Here is a 16,963-nt window from a genome sequence, read left to right on the forward strand (position 1 = left end):
CCCAATATCATATATCCCAGATACATATTATGCCAAATGAAAAATGTAATTTCTTCTCAGGTGAAAAATGCACGGCCTGTGACCTTGAGCCATGCGATTTCACAGAGGATAATTTTGAGAAATGCCTCCGCTACAAGCTTCATTTCTTAAGACCCCAGCTTATGCAGTTGCGTTAACTTGCTTTTACCATAGAAGCAATCCTCTGCCCCATAGCATAGCACTTTTCAAGGTCATGCCCATCCGGCCTGAAATTCACTTCCAGTGATTCGACAGGTTCGTACCCACCCGATTTTAGTTTCTCGTTGACGGCCCTGACTCCACCTCCGGCCCAGCCGTATGAGCCGAAAGTCGCCCAGAGCTTGTTCATGGGGCGCAGTCCCATGAGGTATGTTAAAAATCCACCTACAGTGGGGAACATGCCGTTATTCAAAGTGGGTGAGCCGATGAGAATGGCCTTTGATTCGAGGACCTCCTTTACTATTTCGCTCCATTCGGTCTTTCGCAGGTGAAACAAAGATACTTCAACCCCTGAATCCGAAACCCCTCTTAAGATGTTATTTGCCATTGTTTCCGTGCTGTTCCACATAGTATCGTAAATGACCAGTACCTTCTTTTTTGACTCGCCTTTTGCCCATTTAAGATAAGCATTGATGATCTGTCCGGGGTCTGTCCATATCATACCATGCGAAGGTGCGATCATCTTTATTTCAATCCCGAGTTTCCGGACCTCCTCGATTTTCTTAAGGATAACTCCGCCAAATGGCATGAGGATATTGGCATAATATTTTGCAGCCTCATCCATTACAGTATCGCAATCATATCCTGTAAGACTGCAAACATCCTCATCAAACCTGAACGATGAGGCAAGATGCTGGCCGAAACCATCATTGGAGAGGAGGATTTTATCCTCCTTGAGATATGTGAACATATTGTCAGGCCAGTGAAGCATTGGCGCTGTAATAAATGAAAGAGTTTTATTGCCAAGTTTTAACTCATCCCCTGTTTTGACCGTCCTGAAATTCCAGTTGCCCCTGAAATGCCTGATCAGTCCTTCTTTCCCTTTTTCGGTGCAAATCACTTCCGCATCCGGGATAATTCCCATAATATCGGGAAGGGAGCCGGAATGATCCATTTCCACATGGTTTGAAATTACATAACCGATCTTTACAGGGTTAATGATTTCCTTTATCCTTTCAAGCATCTCACCTGCAAAACCGTGTTTTACAGTATCTACAAGCGCAATTTTGTCATCAACTATAAGGTATGCGTTGTAGGTTCCTCCGCGTGGGGTTGTATATCCATGGAAATCCCGGAGATTCCAGTCAATAACGCCAACCCAGTAAACTCCTTTTGCTAATTCGATTCTTGTCATTTGATCATTCCCATTAAATCTCGAATTATACTTCTTTATCTTAGAAGTAATAGTTTTTGGTGTCGGTGTTAAATATGAAAATCAAATAAACAGGAACGTCTGCTCAGCTTTTATATCTTCATCGATCTCTTCTGCATATCTCCGTTTCAAGCCAATAATCGCCTCAGCAGGCAGGACTTTTGCCATCGGGCATCGTTCATCCACCTTATCGACATCGATAACAGGATATAATTTACATAATTCGGGACGGCATAAATAAATACGACAGCGGTTCTCCTTATTTAAAAAGATGCACCGTCCTTTTATCATTTTAATAGCATAATATATACCATGTTCCCCTTTTACCTCCCTGAAAAATTTTTTGGGTTCAAGTTCAATGGAATATCCCTTTCTGGCATTTGTGATCAATTCGGAAACTTCGGCTTTTGTCAGGACAGCGCAGTTATGACAGCAAAGTGATTTACAGCGTCCAATATCGCAAGCCTTAAATGAAATTTGCATAATATTGCTATTATGCAAGTCATTAAAATAAATAATTCTCCCTATGATGCCAATGCATACCTCGTAAATGGAACAATACTCATAGACGTGGGGATGGACAGCAGCGAAATCATTTCTCAACTTGAGAAACATACAGCCCTCGATGACCTGGAAATTATTTTCCTTACACATTGCCATTATGACCATTCGGGAGGGGCATCGGGTGTTGCCAGAGCAACGGGCGCTAAAATAGCAATTCACAAAAATGATGCACCGCTTCTTGGAAATTCGGATGCGAGCGCTTCACGTTTATTCGGTAAAAAATCTCCCACTGTCGTGCCTGATATCCTTCTTTCCGGGGGTGAGAAATTCGGGGAGCTTGAAATAATCCATACGCCAGGCCATACTCCCGGAGGGATCTGTCTTTATGATCCTGTATCCAAAATCCTTTTTTCCGGTGACACCGTTTTCCAGGATGGAAGTTTCGGGCGCACCGACCTTTATGGCGGGAATTCTTCCCAGCTGATAGGATCAATAAGAAAGCTGACACTCCTTGATGTTAATATCATGTACCCGGGTCATGGAGAAACCGTAATGAACAATGCAAATGAACAGATCAAATTATCATTGTTGATGGCATCACAATATTGAATATCATCTACTTTTGACAAATATAGCAATTGTGATGACCAATGTCAATATCAACACTGGTGCAATGATATTTTTCACCAGCCCGTAAATCATATTTACGCTCGAATTAAGGCGATTGATCGAATCGACAACAGGCTCCAGATTGACTGGCTTGACAACAGGTGTTATCTTTTCGACCTGAGGTTCTTCGTGCTGGTATCTTTCTACAGGCTGCGCTGCGGCAGATGGTCCTGGTACCTCTCTTCTTGGAATACTTTGCGCAACCGGAGGTTTCGGCGGCTGCTGTGGTGGTTTATTTTTTAATAGCGCTTTAAATAACGCATCTTCGCTCATATTTGCCATTTTCGTACCCTTCTGCTTCTAATTCTTCTAAGAAGCAAAGTTTAATTTACTTATTTCTATTTAAATGATTTGCATGAATTGCTTGATCAATGTTGTGTTTCCCCGGCAACGATTAATTGAGCATTATTTAAAACTGGACTCATCACGATCAGGTTTTCCGAACACCGCGATTCATACCTGGTGCCATGTGAATTCAGGACATTCAGGAGGATTTTTTCAATTGCACTTATTGCGCGTTTATCTGTATTCCCGTGATAAATATACAATGTGTTTTCATTGACATCGATCCGCTCAACTATTCCCATGTATTCATATACTGATTTCATAGTCGGGATCAGGACATCAAGGGGAATATCCCTTATAGGGATTTTATGGATAGCTTCGATGGGTGCAGTGAGATAACTCGGTGCCTCTTTTCCGATCAATAATTCCTGATAGTAATTCCTGGGAATTGTGACCATATTGTAATTAGTCTGTTTGTAAAGATTTACAATGCATTTCCAGAAATCCAGCTTTTTTGTTATTTCTGATGAGATATCTTCCATATCCCCAAAATAATTAATAAGAGATTGTTTTGCAATATTTGCATTAATTTGCTTTCTGAAACTGACAGTAATCTTATTGGACATCTTCTTTAAAGAAACGATCTCCTGTTTCTTATGCGATACTAAGAATGATGAGATCAAACCCCCGAGAAATTCAAGTTTATAATTACTATTTCCTGAAAGTGTGAGTGTCAGGTATGATGGATTTACATTGTCGTCATAGTCTTCTATTCTGATATTTGTCTGCCAGCTTGCTCCGTTTGTCATTTCACCCATATACTTTTCAAGGTCAGAGAGCATCACTATCTTTACAGGATCAATAATACTGTTAAGATGCTCCGGATCGATAATCCTTCCCCGTGCCTGTTTGATCAGCCAGAAAATGACATTTTCAGTCAAATTGTAATCTGTTTTCAATCCATCTATGAGGTTATTAATGGCTTCAGGATCCCTTGTCATCGTGTCGATAAGATCTATTATTTCACGCATCGCAGCGCTAAAATTCCCTTTATGTTTAAGGACAAGTGGCTCCAGTTTTCTTAAATGCCCTTTTTCTAATGAGATATTTTTTCTTACTGACATAAAAACGTCCTGATAGCGCTAAACCAATAAATGGTTCACCTGAATATAAACGGAGTTGTGAAAAATGTGTGAATAGTTTTTTTTGTGAAGAATATATATCTCATTTTAAAATAAAGTTTTACCATAAATACAATAAAAATAAATACTACGACTTGTAATTGCTTAATTTCTTATATTTTTGTTTTATTTGAAAAATTAGCCAATATAACTATATAATATTTTAAAACGGTAGTTATTAATAGGATGATTGAAAAAATACTATCACACTATTTTTCACAACGTTTGTTTTATCATTGAGAAACAATTACAATTATAATAGAGACTGAATATGGTATCAAAAAGCGTAACAATTCTTAGTTTTTTACTGCCAATAGCCATGGTAATAGGAACAAGTATTGCGATTTATTTCTATGAATACTCTTCAACGATACTGCTTATATTAATTGCACTCGGCGGACTGATGGTCTGTGTATATGTGTTAATTCTCAAATCACAAAAACACAGATCTGCCAGGTAATTATAGTTACCAGGTTTTCGTTATCCGGTTTTCGATTTGCTGCGTACAAGTGAGACAAGCACCGCAACCCCGCAAATAATGGCAGAAACAATATATGCATCCCTGAAAGCAGGTAAGAATGAACTCTCATTGTTCCCATAAAAGACAAACCTGTTTGAGAATACTGCTCCTGAAACAGCCACGCCAATGACCATACCCATATTTCTCATTGTTCCCATTACCCCTGCTGCAATGCCTAACTGTTCTTTTGGAAGCGAACCCATTATTATGCTATTGTTCGGGGGCTGGAAAAGCCCCATGCCAAGACCAAGGAATGAAAGGCGAAGAGCTACATCGGTGAAACTTGAATCCAGTGTTAAGTAACCCATTGAAAGGATCGATACTGCTGCGATACCGATGCCCAGTGAACTCAGGATATACGAATTTGTCCGGTCAGATAGCCAGCCTGATAGAGGCGAGACAACAGACATTACAAGCGGAACTGCCATGAAAATAAATCCCATTTTCTCTGTTGAATATCCAAGTTCATCCTGTAAATAAAACGGCATCAACAGTATGACACTGAACATTGCCATGAAGCTTATGAGGGCGCTGATGTTTGCAGCTGCAAATTGCCTGTTCTTGAAATGCCCGATATCAAGTACTGGCTGTTTTGCTCTGGTTTCAATCCTGACAAATATTATGAAAAATACAATGGATGATATAAATAAGGATATAATGAGACCTGACCCCCAGCCTTTTTCCTGGCCTTCGCTTAAAGCAAGGAGTAATGATATCAAACTGATAAATAGTGTAATTCCGCCGGGAATATCAAATGTCTGGTCTTTATTAATAGTCTCATCTTTTTGAAGAATTTTTAAAGCCAACACAGTCCCGATTATCCCGATAGGTAAATTTATTAAAAAAATCGATTGCCATCCAACATTCTGGATCAGGAAACCACCCGTTACAGGGCCTGCCATTGAACCAATTGATACAACAGTCCCGATTAATCCCATTGCTTTTCCCCTTTCACGCGGAGGAAATGCATGAGTTACTATTGCAACACCTGTCGCCATCAACAATGCTGCTCCGACACCCTGGATTATCCTGAAAAATATGAGCTGCCCTTCTGTTGTGGATATGGCGCAAAGACCTGAGCCGATCGTGAACAGGGCCAGTCCCCCTGCAAAAATGATTTTCCTTCCCACCATGTCTGAAATCCTGCCAAGGCTAAGAAGAAGGCTTGTTATGGTCAGGAGATAAGCCATCACTACCCATTCGATCGTTGTTATATCTGTTTTAAAGTAATCTGTAAGTGTGGGAAGAGCGACATTCACTATGCTACCATCAAGAGTAGCCATAAAGATGCCTATCCAGACCACACCCATTGCTTTCCACTTATATTCCATTTATTGTCCCTTTATATGTTTCAGGATGTGTCCCATTTCAGGCAGGATGAGTTCAAGTGCAAGTTTTACAGCATTCGGCGACCCCGGAAGGCAAAATATGACCTTTCCGCGGGCAACGCCTGCGATCGCCCTTGTAAGCATTATGGAATTACCTACCTGTTCTATGCTTTTGAGCCTGAATAACTCCCCAAAACCAGGCATTTCTTTCTCGATGAACGGGGTCACCGCTTCAATGGTCACATCAGTCCGGGAAAGACCTGTGCCGCCGCTTGATATTATCACATCGGCGTCTGAATATAAGTTTTTCTTGAAAGCATCCCTTATCATTTCCAGATTATCCGGGATCAATTCATAATTCACTATCATACTGCCCTTGACCTGCAGCATTCCCCAGATAAGTTTTCCGGATACGTCCTCTGCGCGCTCAGGGCGATCTGTTTTCCCATATTTTTCGTACCTGGATGTACTTATGGTCAATATTGCACATTTATAAATTTCCGGCGCGTTTTCCTTATGAAGCAGCGAGGTATCCATGGGGGTTCATATATTTATATGGATATATAAGGCTACGGCTCAGAATCTTTACAATTAATATATTTTAACCCCGTTTCTTATCCTAAATGAAGGCTTTATAGTTTTTATTCTTTTCGTTTATGAAAATGACTAAATATTTAAAATTGATTGTATAATTATATGTTTAATAGAAATACTTTGTTTAAATTCATACATATTTCACAATTTGATTATTAACAGACGTTCATCATCAAATTGCCCAATTATCTTGAATCTCCCTACACCCCTTAAATTTTAGCTCTTGGCAGAATGGGAAGAGCTTGCCAGACATCAGGGGCTTAAACGAATTATACATTATCTAAATATAATAATAATTGCATATTTTCTGACAACACTTGCTGATTTAATCTTTTCATCAGTCTTCCCAAACCTGTTTTTTCTCCTGCTTTAGTTATTGGTTATTCCATAGTCCTATGCATATACATCTTTAATATTACCCTTCTTGTGCTTCCATTGAGAGGACTTCGGGCTATGTTTAAATTCAGTGGTATGGCAGAAAATGAATAAATACATTCTGTTATATTACTTACTTAAAAAAGTGAGATAATGGTCTATCTTGAGACAATCCATACATCCATCGTCTGCGGAGAACATCAAGCAGAAAAAGATATGGTTTTCTCACCAATTCTCTATGGATGGCTTTGTTCAGCCTGCAAGCCGAGGGGTCGGCAAGTGCAATACACTTGAAATAATGGTTTTAACCATTTAACAGTTTCTTTTAGAAATTTTTATATATAATAAATTTAATTTGTTCTCATGTTATTTAATAAGGCATTATCAAAAGTTGACTATTCCGATATTGATAAACTAAGGACAAATGAAATCGCTGAATCTGTAATATTAGATTATAAAAGAGATTATAATCTAAAAGATGAGGGTAAAAATTTATTGAAAGAAGTAACTTCTTTTTCAAACTCAAATGGAGGCTTTTTGATATATGGGATTGAAGAAATTGGGAGTGGTGGCTATCCAAAAGAAATATTGGGCATTGAAAAAAATATTAATTTGGAAACGTTAGAGCAGATTATAATAGGCAATATTAGACCTCGAATTAATGTTCAAATGAAAAAAATAGATATTCCAAATTCGGAAAAAATAATATTAATAATCAGCATTCCAGAAGGGCAAAACAAACCATATTATAACAACAAGGTTAATAAATTCTTTAAAAGGTATAATTTTGAGGCAAAAGAAATGGATGAACATGAGATAGAAGCACTATATCAACAAAGATTTTTTGGTGTGGGGCGGCTCGCAAAATACGTTGAAGATACGATTTTATTTAATCGAGGCTTAATATCAATTGACCTTGCTAAGTTAATAGATGCTCATATTATCATAACTCCTTTGAAAGTGGATGAAAAGATAATAGATAGTATGCAAAAATTAAATTTCAATGTTAATTCAACTAAATTTGATCCGGAAAAGGATGATCTTTACTTATCTGGATTTGCTTCACCATCAAGATATGGAATAAAATGGAGTGAAGAACATAGGGATATGACTGTAGAAATTCACAGAAATGGTCTAATTCATTATATGAAAGACTATAATGACGGTGATAAAATATCAAAAGAGTTATGGGAGTATGGTTTATCTGTTGATGTATTACGGACTATTCAATTTTCCAATTTAGTTTACTCAACCTTAAATTTTATAGGCAAAGTCAAGATAATTCTTAAGATTAAAAATACCAATAATTCATATATATTTCGTAATTATGGTGATAGGAAAGGTAATGTTTGTTTGGCAGAAGATATTTTCATTGAAAGAGAATGGGACTCATGGAGATTAAGCGAAGATTACCTAAAGATTGGACAAATTATAATGGATGAATTTAATAACTATTACGGAATGTGGCAATCTCGTTATTTTTCTGAAGAAAAAGGTGAAATTAAATTCAAAAAACAATGATTTCAGACCCAGAAACAATTTACATTTGCACTCTCTGCCGAGAAGGGCAGGAAGAGAAAGATATGGTTTTTTCCATTAATCTTGGCGGCTGGCTCTGCTCCGCCTGCAAGCCAATCACTCGGCATGTATAACCCACCGAAGCAAAAAGAGTGAGTATATCTGAAATAATAGATGAGGATCTTGATGAAATCATGAAACGCTGATACTGCTCAAATAGTATATTCCTAAATTCCCTATTTTTTGGGCATCAGATCATTTTCTTAATTGCAGCATAGGGAAATTAGATCTGACTATAACGCCTAATTAGGCACTATTAGATTTTTCCATAGTGGGCTACGTATTACGAAAATTAGTAGTGCCCTACAAATTATGACTTGTCTGTATTAATTGAACTCGGTGCGATTTGACAGGATTAACAGGATCGACAGGATACGATTTTTATGGCTAATCCTGTAAATCCTGTTGATCCTGTCTGAAAAAGACACATAAGATATCATGTCACGAAAATTAGTACACTACCCGAAAATTAGAACATAGTGCCAAATTTTTCGGGAATCTAGGATATTTTCTCTTACAATCAACCCTGCTTAACTGGAAGTATATATAGTGTATACCAACACAAAAGCAATAATGCAAAAGTAAATATCGCTTGAAACCTCATGCTCCAGTCCTTTAAAAAATCTAATGGATTAGGCTCTTTAAATTTTTTCATGGAATCCGTTGGTTCGATTTTAATTGCGATGTCAATTCGGCTTTTATAAACAGAAGCCCATATTTTGTCTTTGGCGTTAGCCGCCCAAACACCTCTTAGCCAGAAAATATAAATTATCCAGATAATAATATAAAGACTGAGATGCCATACTTCCAATTTCAATTTGTTTGCGAGAAATCCAGTAGAAACGAAAGCACCTGTCCAAAAAGTGATTGTAATCTTCCATTCATCATCTCTGCGACGATTCCAGCGATCAAGCTGCTTTTCATACATACGCAAAATTATATCTAAATTTTGTTGCTTATTTTCTTTATTTTCCATAAGTGACCAATCATTTACTCTGTTGATATAGACCTCCAAAAACATAACCAACTACAGCACCAATAAGACCTGTAGCAGCCGCACTATCGATTATTTTATGATACGCTAGGGTTGAAACCGATCCTAAAATAGCCAGCATGATTATAAAATTGATGTACTGGTATCGTTTAACTTGAGGGGACTTCAGTTTATAGTATTCAATAATCAGAGGAGATATGGCTTGAACAAATGGTGTTATTTGCTCAAGTGTTTCTGCAAGGTCTTTTTCTTCAACATAATCTTGTACTGGCTCTATTTGCGTTGGAGCTTCCTGTATTAAAATCTCCTGTTTCTGTCCCTGTTTCTGTGGCTCTTCTATTCTCAATTCCGTCATTTTATACTCATCCTTTTTAAAGTTAATACCTTACGATACTAATCATAATAAATAGATATCTATTCATAGACCTGTCAAACCTCGGTTGATCACAACACATATCAAAATTCGTTAATATATAAAAATAGTATATATTTTATTAATTTGAGCCATACTTCTTAACTTAACAGAATCTACAGGATAGTCGAGCCCATCCATTAAATTATCCCATCATATTTCACTTTTATAAAAAGACCGCACTAGGCCTTGTTATTATTCAATATTTTTTAACAACGCGTTTTAGCAACCGCCCAGCACCTTCTCCATCACTATCAGCGCCCGCCTCAAATTTTCCTCCGAGGTCGCATACGAAATCCTTATATGCCCCTTCCCATTCTCCCCAAACGCAGAACCGGGAACAACAATAACGCCATTTTTCAGCAATTTCTGCGGTGCATCTTCATCTTCAACTTCAGGGAATGCATAGAATGCTCCTTCCGGCTTAACGCATTTAATATCCATCGATTCCAATCCTTCCATAATAATATCCCTTCGTTTCATGAAACTTTCACGCATTACTGCTACGCAATCCTGCGGCCCTTCAATGGCAGCCTGCGCAGCTTTCTGGGCTATCGAATTCGCACATGCCTGGATGTACTGGTGGACTTTAAGCATCTGCTCCACATATTCCTTCTTGGCTGCTGCATAACCAATACGCCAGCCGGTCATGGCATATGTCTTTGAGACTGCGTTTATTGTTATTACATTATCAGTGAATTGCGCGGGGCTGACGTGCTCGCCTTCATAAATGAAATGCTCATACACTTCGTCTGAAATTATTGTGATATCTTTTTCCTCTGCAATCTCTGAGATGCCCTTTATTTCTTCTCTGGTCTGCACCGTGCCTGTTGGATTTGAGGGTGAATTAACAATAAGCGCACGGGTCCCCGGTGTAATTAATTCATTTACCGCTTCCGGTGTCATGGTCAATTTTTCCCCGAGCGGGACACCCACGACTTTTGCTCCTGCCATCCTTGTCAGGGCAGAATATGATAAGAATCCCGGGTCCGGGATAAGAACTTCATCCCCTTTATCCACCAATGCCTGCAATGCAAGATGCAGCGCCTCAGAAGCACCGGATGTAACAATGACTTCATCAGGTGATACCGTAAAATGATTTTCGGATTCAAACTTACGGCACAGGGCTGACCGCAATTCAGGAAACCCAAGATTCATTGTGTAGCCGGTCAGGCCTTTATTAATAGCTTCGATAGCCGCCTCCTTGATGTGCTGCGGCGTATCAAAATCCGGCTGGCCAAGCCCCAGGTTGACCGAATTCGGTCCCGCGCCTTCAAACATCTTGCGGATGCCTGATATATCAATGCTTTTTACGCGTTGTGAGAACATCATTTCACTCAAAAACCGTATGTCTCTTCTTCAACTCTGCCTCACTTGCACCTGTCCTGACCATAAGCTCTGAGATCACAGCATCAAGGAAAACAAGCGCAGATATCTCAAATATTGTTCCAAGGGGCGCTAACTGGGGATAGCCTATCATCCTTCGCTCGTGATAGTCCTCATAAACAACATCTTCCTTGGGTCGTCCCGGAATAATAACAACAATATCTGAAATGCCACCCAGGGTAGAATCCTTGTTTGATGTAATAACAGCAAGTTTTGATCCGATTTTCTTAGCTATTCCTCCGAGATTTGCAATAGAAGGGGTCTCACCTGAACCTGAGACTGCAATAACAAGATCATCCGGCTGCACGGCAGGGGTTGTTGTTTCACCCACGAAGTAAACATTAAATCCAAGATGCATAAGCCTCATCGCAAAAGCCCGCGCTGCAAGCCCGGATCTTCCGGCTCCCATCAGGAATATTCTTTTAGAATCCATTATCCCATTTACAAGTGATGTCACAGAGCCCGTATCAAGTTTTGATGCAATCTTTTTTATATGATCGGCAATAAGGTTCATCGATACAATAGTTGCCTCACATTCTTTCTGTTCTGATTTCATTTTAATACTGATTCCTCTTTATCTTTATATTCGATTCTTTTTACCTTCAACCCATCAAGGTTTTTTAATTTATTACAGGTAAAGATGATCTTCTCAGGACTTCCATCCCAGTGAAGTGTTTTCCTTATGTCTTTTTCACACAGCTGGTTAACGACTGACCTGACGAAATGGGCTAAAGCTATCTTTCTGGAAAAGGGTATATTAAAAATGACCCTATAACCTTCTTTAGTTTTTGCGTATGATGACAAAACATATCCCATATTCTCATATTTACCGATATTCTTGAAATCACATATTATTTCCTGTTCAAGAGCAACCGATGAATCAATATTGGATATTCCAAATATAACATCACGTATTAAGGATTCACTCGCCTGCCTGCCAAACCATAATATGATCTTGCCTATTGTAAGGGAAATAGTAATATCATCTCGCCCGAGTTCAACTATATTTACTTCCTGCCCGTCTTTATAAAATACTGATTTATCCATTACCTCTTTTTTTGAAATCATGAATATTTGCTAATTATATCATTTAATTTGCGCTTTGTTTCAACCGGTATCTTGTCCGGGGAAGTGACAATTGCTCCTGCTAATGCATTTGAGCACACGCAATTTCTCTCAAGAGAGATCCCTGGAATAGCTTCTTTAATAATTTTCCTGACTGCTTCCTCATTCTTAATTGCATTGGAAATTACTGTTTCAATATTGACATCAGTTTCATGCCACACATCATAATCAGTAACAGTTGCGATCATGCTGTAACAGATCTCTGCTTCCCTTGCAAGTTTTGCTTCAGGAAGCGCAGTCATGCCGATAATATCAAATCCCAGGCTTTGATAAACTTTTGATTCAGCGCGTGTTGAAAATTGCGGCCCTTCCATACAGACATACGTTCCTTTTTCGTGTATTGAGTACCCGAGATCCCGTGTAATGTCGGCAATCACAGAAGACATCTCAGGACAGAAAGGATCGGCAAAACCGACATGCGCAACTATTCCCTCTTCAAAAAAAGTACTGTCTCTCAAACGTGTCCTGTCAAATATCTGGTCAGGTATTACGATATCAAGCGGCTTATGTTCAAGCTTCAGGCTTCCCACTGCTGATGCTGAGATTATCCTCTTTACGCCAAGTTTCTTAAGTGCAAGGATATTTGCCCTGGAATTCAATTTACTGGGTGAGATCCTGTGCCCTTTCCCATGTCTTGGCAGGAATGCCACATTAATTTCACCAAAAGACCCAATTGTAATAGCATCCGATGGTTTCCCGAAAGGGGTATCGATTTCAACCTCCCGCACATTATCCAGCATTTCCGTATCGTAAACACCGGTTCCTCCGATTACTGCAATATCTGCCAGCATTTATTTCACGCTCCTTCGTAAGTCCATGATTTTTTCCCTTGAACGTTTTTAGTTTTTATTATCCCTCTTCTTACCATTTCATCAAGTATCTCTTCCATTCGGTCGGGCTGCGCTATCTCAAAGCTTATGGGATCGATATTGTGATATTTCAAAAGTCCTGTCCTTATTTTTTCAACATTCCATTCGTTTTTCTTTTCTTTGGCCATGAGGCGGGAGATGATATCTATCATGTCCTCAATAAAATTCCAGGGATATACGATCCAGCCCCATTCCTGAACAACTTCGCCGCAGTAATCGGGTTTTATCTCCGATGTGTACAGGTACTGGAGTACTGCGGTCCTGACCTCTTTTGGATTATGTTTGCTTACATATTCTTTTGAGTGTACGATACTTTTGCCAGTATCGGTAATATCATCCACGATCAGAACTCTTTTCCCGGCAACTGCATTATCTGCAAGCGGATACTTAATACGAGGATCGGCTCCGGCGTTTGCAGTACCTACATAATGCTCGATCTTAAGGCTTGTCAGGTCGTTAAGCCCCAGAAAATCACAAAGCACTCTTCCGGCAAACCATCCACCGCGGGCCAGTGCAATTATCGTATCGGGTTTATATCCCGATTTTTTCACATCATTTGAAACATGCCTGCAAAGGTCGTAAATATAGTCCCAGTTCGTTATTACACATTTGAATTTATCAGGAAGTACCATTGGGTCACCACCGTAACGGAAATGTATTACAGGGCTATATATTTTTTGGAAGATTCCTATTGTTCTTTGCAAAGCTTTAACTTGCTTTAAGTTTAAATTAATGATTCCCATGAATGATATTTTTGATAATGCATATAATGCTCTTGAGTTTGCACAAAAAGAAGGAGCGGATGAAGTTGAGGTTTATTGCATAAAAGGCAGGTCTATTTCGATAGACATTCACAGGGACGTAATTGATCTTGCAAAAGAAAGTCTTATTTCAGGCATCGGGATAAGGGCGATCGTGAAAGGGGCCGTAGGCTTTTCAAGTACTAACGATGTTTTGCGAATTAAAGAAGCTTCCGAACTTTCTGTAAAATCAGCGCGTGTAAGAGGCAGAGACCCTGAATGGTCAGGACTTCCCGGAAAAAAGAAACTCCCTAAAGTTAAGGGCATTTTTGATAAGAAGATTGCAGATATCCGGATCGAGTCCTGCATTGATTTTGCTACTGAACTGATAAACGGCGCAAAATCCATCCAGACTATTGTGCCTACTTCAGGACATTTTGCATGCGGGAATTCAACAAAGCTCATCTTGAACTCAAACGGCGTTGAGACACAGGAAGAAGATACGATCTTACAGGCTTCAATCGATGTAATTACCAGGGATTCGCCTCTTTCCACCGCTTCCGAGTTTGACATGTCGAGAAAACTGGATATGGATTTCTACAAAATCGGGGAACGAGCCTCTTCCCTTGCTTTGCGATCACAAAATGGAATAAGCACCAGGACGCGGGATTGCACTGTACTTCTGGAACCCATGGCTATTGCAGACCTCCTTGAAAATACGATCGTGACCTCGGTAAATGCGGATAATGTCCAGAAAGGCAGGTCATCCTTGAGAGGGAAAATGGATACTTTGATCGCTTCGGATCAACTATCTATTAGCGATGACGGGATTTTTTCCGGTGGTCTTGGTACATCTTCATGCGATGAAGAAGGGACGCCATCCCGGGTAACTCCGATTATTAAAAACGGTATCTTATCGTCGTTCATTTATGATTGCTATACTGCAGGGAAAGAGAAGCGGGAAAGCACAGGCAATGCAGTCAGGGGATCTTACACATCCACGCCCTCAATTGGTATTCGTAACTTAATAATTGAACATCCCTCATCAGATATCATTGCAGAGACATCAGATGGGGTTATTGTCAATACCGTTATCGGTGCCCATACCGCAAATCCCATATCAGGGGATTTTTCGGTTGAGGCCAGGAATTCATTTGAAATAAAGAACGGCCAGGTCGCATCACCCATAAAATCATTGATGATCTCCGGGAATGTCTTTGAACTTTTGAAGAATATCGACGGGATCGGGAAAGATGTGAGGAAAGTAGGGAATGTCATAACCCCTACGGTCAGGGTCAGTAAAATGAAAGTTGTAGGGAATTAGCCTTTTATAAATTCTTCAAGCTTTTCCCGTGCCTCAACATCCCGCATCTGTTCAGGGGGATGTTTCATAAAATATGCGGATGCTGGCAGTATTGGCCCGCCGATCTTCCTGTCAAGTGCGATTTTTGCCACACGGATGGCGTCCACGACCACACCTGCGCTGTTCGGGCTGTCCTCCACAGAGAGTTTAAGGTCAATGTAAGCAGGGACGTCCCCGAAAAGTTTAAAATCAATTTTGAGGTGGCATACCTTATTATCATCCAGGCAATCTATGCAGCCATTGGGGCCTGCGTAAACATAAGCATCATAAGGTATCTGGGAGGCCACGGATTGTGTTTTTGAGATCTTCTTGGATTTAAGCCTTGCCTGGTCGGTCATATTCCTGAAGTCCGTGTTCCCACCGATATTTAGCTGGTAGGTACTGTCGATCCTTGCACCCCTGGCCACTATCATCTGGGTAAGCGCACGGTGAACGATCGTTGCACCCACAAGGCTCTTAATATCGTCCCCTATGACCGGAAGCTTTGCTTTCCTGAACCGGTCAGCCCATTGTTTATCCGAGGCGATAAAGACAGGTATACAGTTTATGAAACCGCAGCCAGCTTCAAGTGCCTGGGACGCATACCATTTAACGGCTTCTTCCGAACCTACGGGTAAATAATTTATCAATATGTCTGCCTTTGATTTTTTCAAGACAGATACTACATCTACCGGTTTTTGTTTTTCGTCCACCCTGAAATAATCCTTCATGTGAGGAGCAACACCGTCAAGCACCTGTCCCTTCATGACCTCGACATTAAATCCGGGCACATCGGAAAACTTTTTCGTGCAATTCGGATCGGAGAATATGGCTTCGGACAGGTCAGTTCCAACTTTACGCATATCGATATCAAAAGCTGCTACAGGTTTAATATCTGAGATCAGGTAACCGCCCAGCGAATTATGCATTAATCCGGGAACAAGATCATCGGAATTTTTTATATTTTTATAATATTCAAGTCCCTGAATCAAGGATGATGCGCAATTTCCTACACCAGCTATCGCGATACGTATGCCTTCCATTAAATTTCCTCTTATACCGCTTATTGATATTTATACAACTTAAAATTTGTTATTTAAGGACTCTTCTTACGAATATTATCCTCTGGAAAACAGTTATGAAGGATATAACTGCAACCAGGAGAATAGCCCAGTTTACCATTTTGAAGAAAGCCCCCAGGATGATTATAATTATCCTTACAGGACGGTCTCCAAATCCAACTGATGCGCTCGCTCCGGCTGCTTCGGCCCGGGCGCGGGTATAACTGACCATCAGCGAGCCGAAAATCGCAATAGTGCCTATCAACCAGCCCTGAATGAAATCCAACCGGGTCAAGCCGCCGTACATCGCTCCGATTATTATGGCAGTATCTGCGAACCTGTCGCATACAGAATCCAGAAAACCTCCAAACCGTGTTGTCCGGTTATTTTCGCGAGCAACAAGACCATCGAGGGAATCAAAAAAACCGCCTGCAAGTAAAAAAGTCCCGGCCCAGTAAAGCTCCTGCCGTGCGAAAAAATATGCTGATACAAAACTGAGCAGAAGTCCGAACAGGGTCAGCGTATTCGGGTTTATTTCGGTGATCTTTTTTGCCAGGGGTCTTAAAATATCCCTGACCGATTCCTTGATTTCTTCGAACATTGCGTTTTT

19 protein-coding genes are annotated in these 16,963 nt (G+C 40.0%); 4 read left to right on the forward strand and 15 right to left on the reverse strand.

Annotated elements, in window-relative coordinates; translation table 11 throughout:
* Nucleotides 1–172: 172 nt before the first annotated feature.
* Together FIB07_02635 and FIB07_02640 are read right to left on the reverse strand one after the other, a co-directional pair.
* Complete coding sequence (locus FIB07_02635) at nt 173–1,372, reverse strand: FprA family A-type flavoprotein (GenBank protein ID NJD51743.1); 1,200 nt, start codon at nt 1,370–1,372, stop codon at nt 173–175.
* A gap of 81 nt (nt 1,373–1,453) precedes the next feature.
* Nucleotides 1,454–2,005 (reverse strand): YkgJ family cysteine cluster protein, encoded by a 552-nt coding sequence (locus tag FIB07_02640; protein ID NJD51744.1) that lies wholly within the window; start codon nt 2,003–2,005, stop codon nt 1,454–1,456.
* On the opposite strand from FIB07_02640, the gene FIB07_02645 reads away from it, so the two are divergent.
* Nucleotides 1,886–2,503 (forward strand): MBL fold metallo-hydrolase, encoded by a 618-nt coding sequence (locus FIB07_02645; GenBank protein ID NJD51745.1) that lies wholly within the window; start codon nt 1,886–1,888, stop codon nt 2,501–2,503. The two genes, FIB07_02640 and FIB07_02645, sit on opposite strands and share 120 nt — an antisense overlap.
* A gap of 3 nt (nt 2,504–2,506) precedes the next feature.
* On the opposite strand, the gene FIB07_02650 is transcribed toward FIB07_02645, so the two are convergent.
* Entirely contained in the window at nt 2,507–2,845 is a 339-nt protein-coding gene (locus tag FIB07_02650) for a hypothetical protein (GenBank protein NJD51746.1), read from the reverse strand.
* 86 nt (nt 2,846–2,931) lie between these two features.
* On the reverse strand, nt 2,932–3,972 hold the full coding sequence (locus FIB07_02655) for a hypothetical protein (protein ID NJD51747.1): 1,041 nt from the start codon (nt 3,970–3,972) through the stop codon (nt 2,932–2,934).
* A 328-nt stretch (nt 3,973–4,300) separates the two neighbouring features.
* On the opposite strand from FIB07_02655, the gene FIB07_02660 reads away from it, so the two are divergent.
* Nucleotides 4,301–4,489, forward strand: coding sequence for a hypothetical protein (locus FIB07_02660; GenBank protein ID NJD51748.1), 189 nt, complete (start codon nt 4,301–4,303; stop codon nt 4,487–4,489).
* Between the two features lie 20 nt (nt 4,490–4,509).
* Here FIB07_02660 and FIB07_02665 read toward each other — a convergent pair whose 3' ends face one another.
* Entirely contained in the window at nt 4,510–5,880 is a 1,371-nt protein-coding gene (locus FIB07_02665; GenBank protein ID NJD51749.1) for an MFS transporter, read from the reverse strand.
* The gene (locus FIB07_02670) at nt 5,881–6,414 is read right to left on the reverse strand and encodes a MogA/MoaB family molybdenum cofactor biosynthesis protein (protein ID NJD51750.1); all 534 of its coding nucleotides are present in this window, start codon (nt 6,412–6,414) and stop codon (nt 5,881–5,883) included.
* Nucleotides 6,415–7,209: 795 nt separating this feature from the next.
* Between FIB07_02670 and FIB07_02675 the strand changes: the two genes are divergently transcribed.
* Nucleotides 7,210–8,367 (forward strand): ATP-binding protein, encoded by a 1,158-nt coding sequence (locus FIB07_02675; GenBank protein ID NJD51751.1) that lies wholly within the window; start codon nt 7,210–7,212, stop codon nt 8,365–8,367.
* 577 nt (nt 8,368–8,944) lie between these two features.
* On the opposite strand, the gene FIB07_02680 is transcribed toward FIB07_02675, so the two are convergent.
* The 7 genes from FIB07_02680 to FIB07_02710 all read right to left on the reverse strand — a co-directional run bounded on the left by FIB07_02680 (nt 8,945) and on the right by FIB07_02710 (nt 13,842).
* A complete protein-coding gene (locus tag FIB07_02680) occupies nt 8,945–9,400 on the reverse strand; it encodes a hypothetical protein (protein NJD51752.1) in 456 nt (151 codons plus the stop codon).
* Nucleotides 9,401–9,410: 10 nt separating this feature from the next.
* The gene (locus tag FIB07_02685; GenBank protein NJD51753.1) at nt 9,411–9,764 is read right to left on the reverse strand and encodes a hypothetical protein; all 354 of its coding nucleotides are present in this window, start codon (nt 9,762–9,764) and stop codon (nt 9,411–9,413) included.
* A 288-nt stretch (nt 9,765–10,052) separates the two neighbouring features.
* Nucleotides 10,053–11,162 carry a pyridoxal phosphate-dependent aminotransferase gene (locus FIB07_02690; protein ID NJD51754.1) on the reverse strand — a complete coding sequence of 370 codons (1,110 nt, stop codon included), beginning with the start codon at nt 11,160–11,162 and terminating at the stop codon, nt 10,053–10,055.
* Nucleotide 11,163: 1 nt separating this feature from the next.
* Nucleotides 11,164–11,772 (reverse strand): 6-phospho-3-hexuloisomerase, encoded by a 609-nt coding sequence (hxlB, locus tag FIB07_02695; GenBank protein NJD51755.1) that lies wholly within the window; start codon nt 11,770–11,772, stop codon nt 11,164–11,166.
* The gene (locus FIB07_02700) at nt 11,769–12,284 is read right to left on the reverse strand and encodes a hypothetical protein (protein NJD51756.1); all 516 of its coding nucleotides are present in this window, start codon (nt 12,282–12,284) and stop codon (nt 11,769–11,771) included. The genes hxlB and FIB07_02700 overlap by 4 nt, the downstream gene beginning before the upstream one ends.
* Nucleotides 12,281–13,132 (reverse strand): S-methyl-5'-thioadenosine phosphorylase, encoded by an 852-nt coding sequence (gene mtnP / locus FIB07_02705; protein NJD51757.1) that lies wholly within the window; start codon nt 13,130–13,132, stop codon nt 12,281–12,283. The genes FIB07_02700 and mtnP overlap by 4 nt, the downstream gene beginning before the upstream one ends.
* Before the next feature lie 5 nt (nt 13,133–13,137).
* A complete protein-coding gene (locus tag FIB07_02710; protein ID NJD51758.1) occupies nt 13,138–13,842 on the reverse strand; it encodes a phosphoribosyltransferase in 705 nt (234 codons plus the stop codon).
* A gap of 118 nt (nt 13,843–13,960) precedes the next feature.
* On the opposite strand from FIB07_02710, the gene FIB07_02715 reads away from it, so the two are divergent.
* Nucleotides 13,961–15,274: a TldD/PmbA family protein gene (locus tag FIB07_02715; protein ID NJD51759.1), complete on the forward strand. Its 1,314-nt coding sequence runs from the start codon at nt 13,961–13,963 to the stop codon at nt 15,272–15,274.
* Here the strand turns inward: FIB07_02715 and FIB07_02720 are convergent.
* Together FIB07_02720 and FIB07_02725 are read right to left on the reverse strand one after the other, a co-directional pair.
* The gene (locus FIB07_02720) at nt 15,271–16,335 is read right to left on the reverse strand and encodes an inositol-3-phosphate synthase (GenBank protein NJD51760.1); all 1,065 of its coding nucleotides are present in this window, start codon (nt 16,333–16,335) and stop codon (nt 15,271–15,273) included. The two genes, FIB07_02715 and FIB07_02720, sit on opposite strands and share 4 nt — an antisense overlap.
* 49 nt (nt 16,336–16,384) lie before the next feature.
* Entirely contained in the window at nt 16,385–16,954 is a 570-nt protein-coding gene (locus FIB07_02725) for a CDP-alcohol phosphatidyltransferase family protein (GenBank protein NJD51761.1), read from the reverse strand.
* Nucleotides 16,955–16,963 lie beyond the last annotated feature (9 nt).

Source organism: Candidatus Methanoperedens sp. (assembly GCA_012026795.1).
Taxonomy (GTDB): Archaea; Halobacteriota; Methanosarcinia; order Methanosarcinales; family Methanoperedenaceae; genus Methanoperedens.

Excerpts from the sequence above, each read along its gene's own strand:
- FIB07_02635 (NJD51743.1), bottom strand. The coding sequence starts at position 1,372 with ATGACAAGAATCGAATTAGCAAAAGGAGTTTACTGGGTTGGCGTTATT.
- FIB07_02645 (NJD51745.1), top strand. The coding sequence starts at position 1,886 with ATGCAAGTCATTAAAATAAATAATTCTCCCTATGATGCCAATGCATAC.
- FIB07_02640 (NJD51744.1), bottom strand. The coding sequence starts at position 2,005 with ATGTTTCTCAAGTTGAGAAATGATTTCGCTGCTGTCCATCCCCACGTC.
- FIB07_02650 (NJD51746.1), bottom strand. The coding sequence starts at position 2,845 with ATGGCAAATATGAGCGAAGATGCGTTATTTAAAGCGCTATTAAAAAAT.
- FIB07_02655 (NJD51747.1), bottom strand. The coding sequence starts at position 3,972 with ATGTCAGTAAGAAAAAATATCTCATTAGAAAAAGGGCATTTAAGAAAA.
- FIB07_02660 (NJD51748.1), top strand. The coding sequence starts at position 4,301 with ATGGTATCAAAAAGCGTAACAATTCTTAGTTTTTTACTGCCAATAGCC.
- FIB07_02665 (NJD51749.1), bottom strand. The coding sequence starts at position 5,880 with ATGGAATATAAGTGGAAAGCAATGGGTGTGGTCTGGATAGGCATCTTT.
- FIB07_02670 (NJD51750.1), bottom strand. The coding sequence starts at position 6,414 with ATGGATACCTCGCTGCTTCATAAGGAAAACGCGCCGGAAATTTATAAA.
- FIB07_02675 (NJD51751.1), top strand. The coding sequence starts at position 7,210 with ATGTTATTTAATAAGGCATTATCAAAAGTTGACTATTCCGATATTGAT.
- FIB07_02680 (NJD51752.1), bottom strand. The coding sequence starts at position 9,400 with ATGGAAAATAAAGAAAATAAGCAACAAAATTTAGATATAATTTTGCGT.
- FIB07_02690 (NJD51754.1), bottom strand. The coding sequence starts at position 11,162 with ATGATGTTCTCACAACGCGTAAAAAGCATTGATATATCAGGCATCCGC.
- hxlB (NJD51755.1), bottom strand. The coding sequence starts at position 11,772 with ATGAAATCAGAACAGAAAGAATGTGAGGCAACTATTGTATCGATGAAC.
- FIB07_02700 (NJD51756.1), bottom strand. The coding sequence starts at position 12,284 with ATGATTTCAAAAAAAGAGGTAATGGATAAATCAGTATTTTATAAAGAC.
- mtnP (NJD51757.1), bottom strand. The coding sequence starts at position 13,132 with ATGCTGGCAGATATTGCAGTAATCGGAGGAACCGGTGTTTACGATACG.
- FIB07_02710 (NJD51758.1), bottom strand. The coding sequence starts at position 13,842 with ATGGTACTTCCTGATAAATTCAAATGTGTAATAACGAACTGGGACTAT.
- FIB07_02720 (NJD51760.1), bottom strand. The coding sequence starts at position 16,335 with ATGGAAGGCATACGTATCGCGATAGCTGGTGTAGGAAATTGCGCATCA.
- FIB07_02725 (NJD51761.1), bottom strand. The coding sequence starts at position 16,954 with ATGTTCGAAGAAATCAAGGAATCGGTCAGGGATATTTTAAGACCCCTG.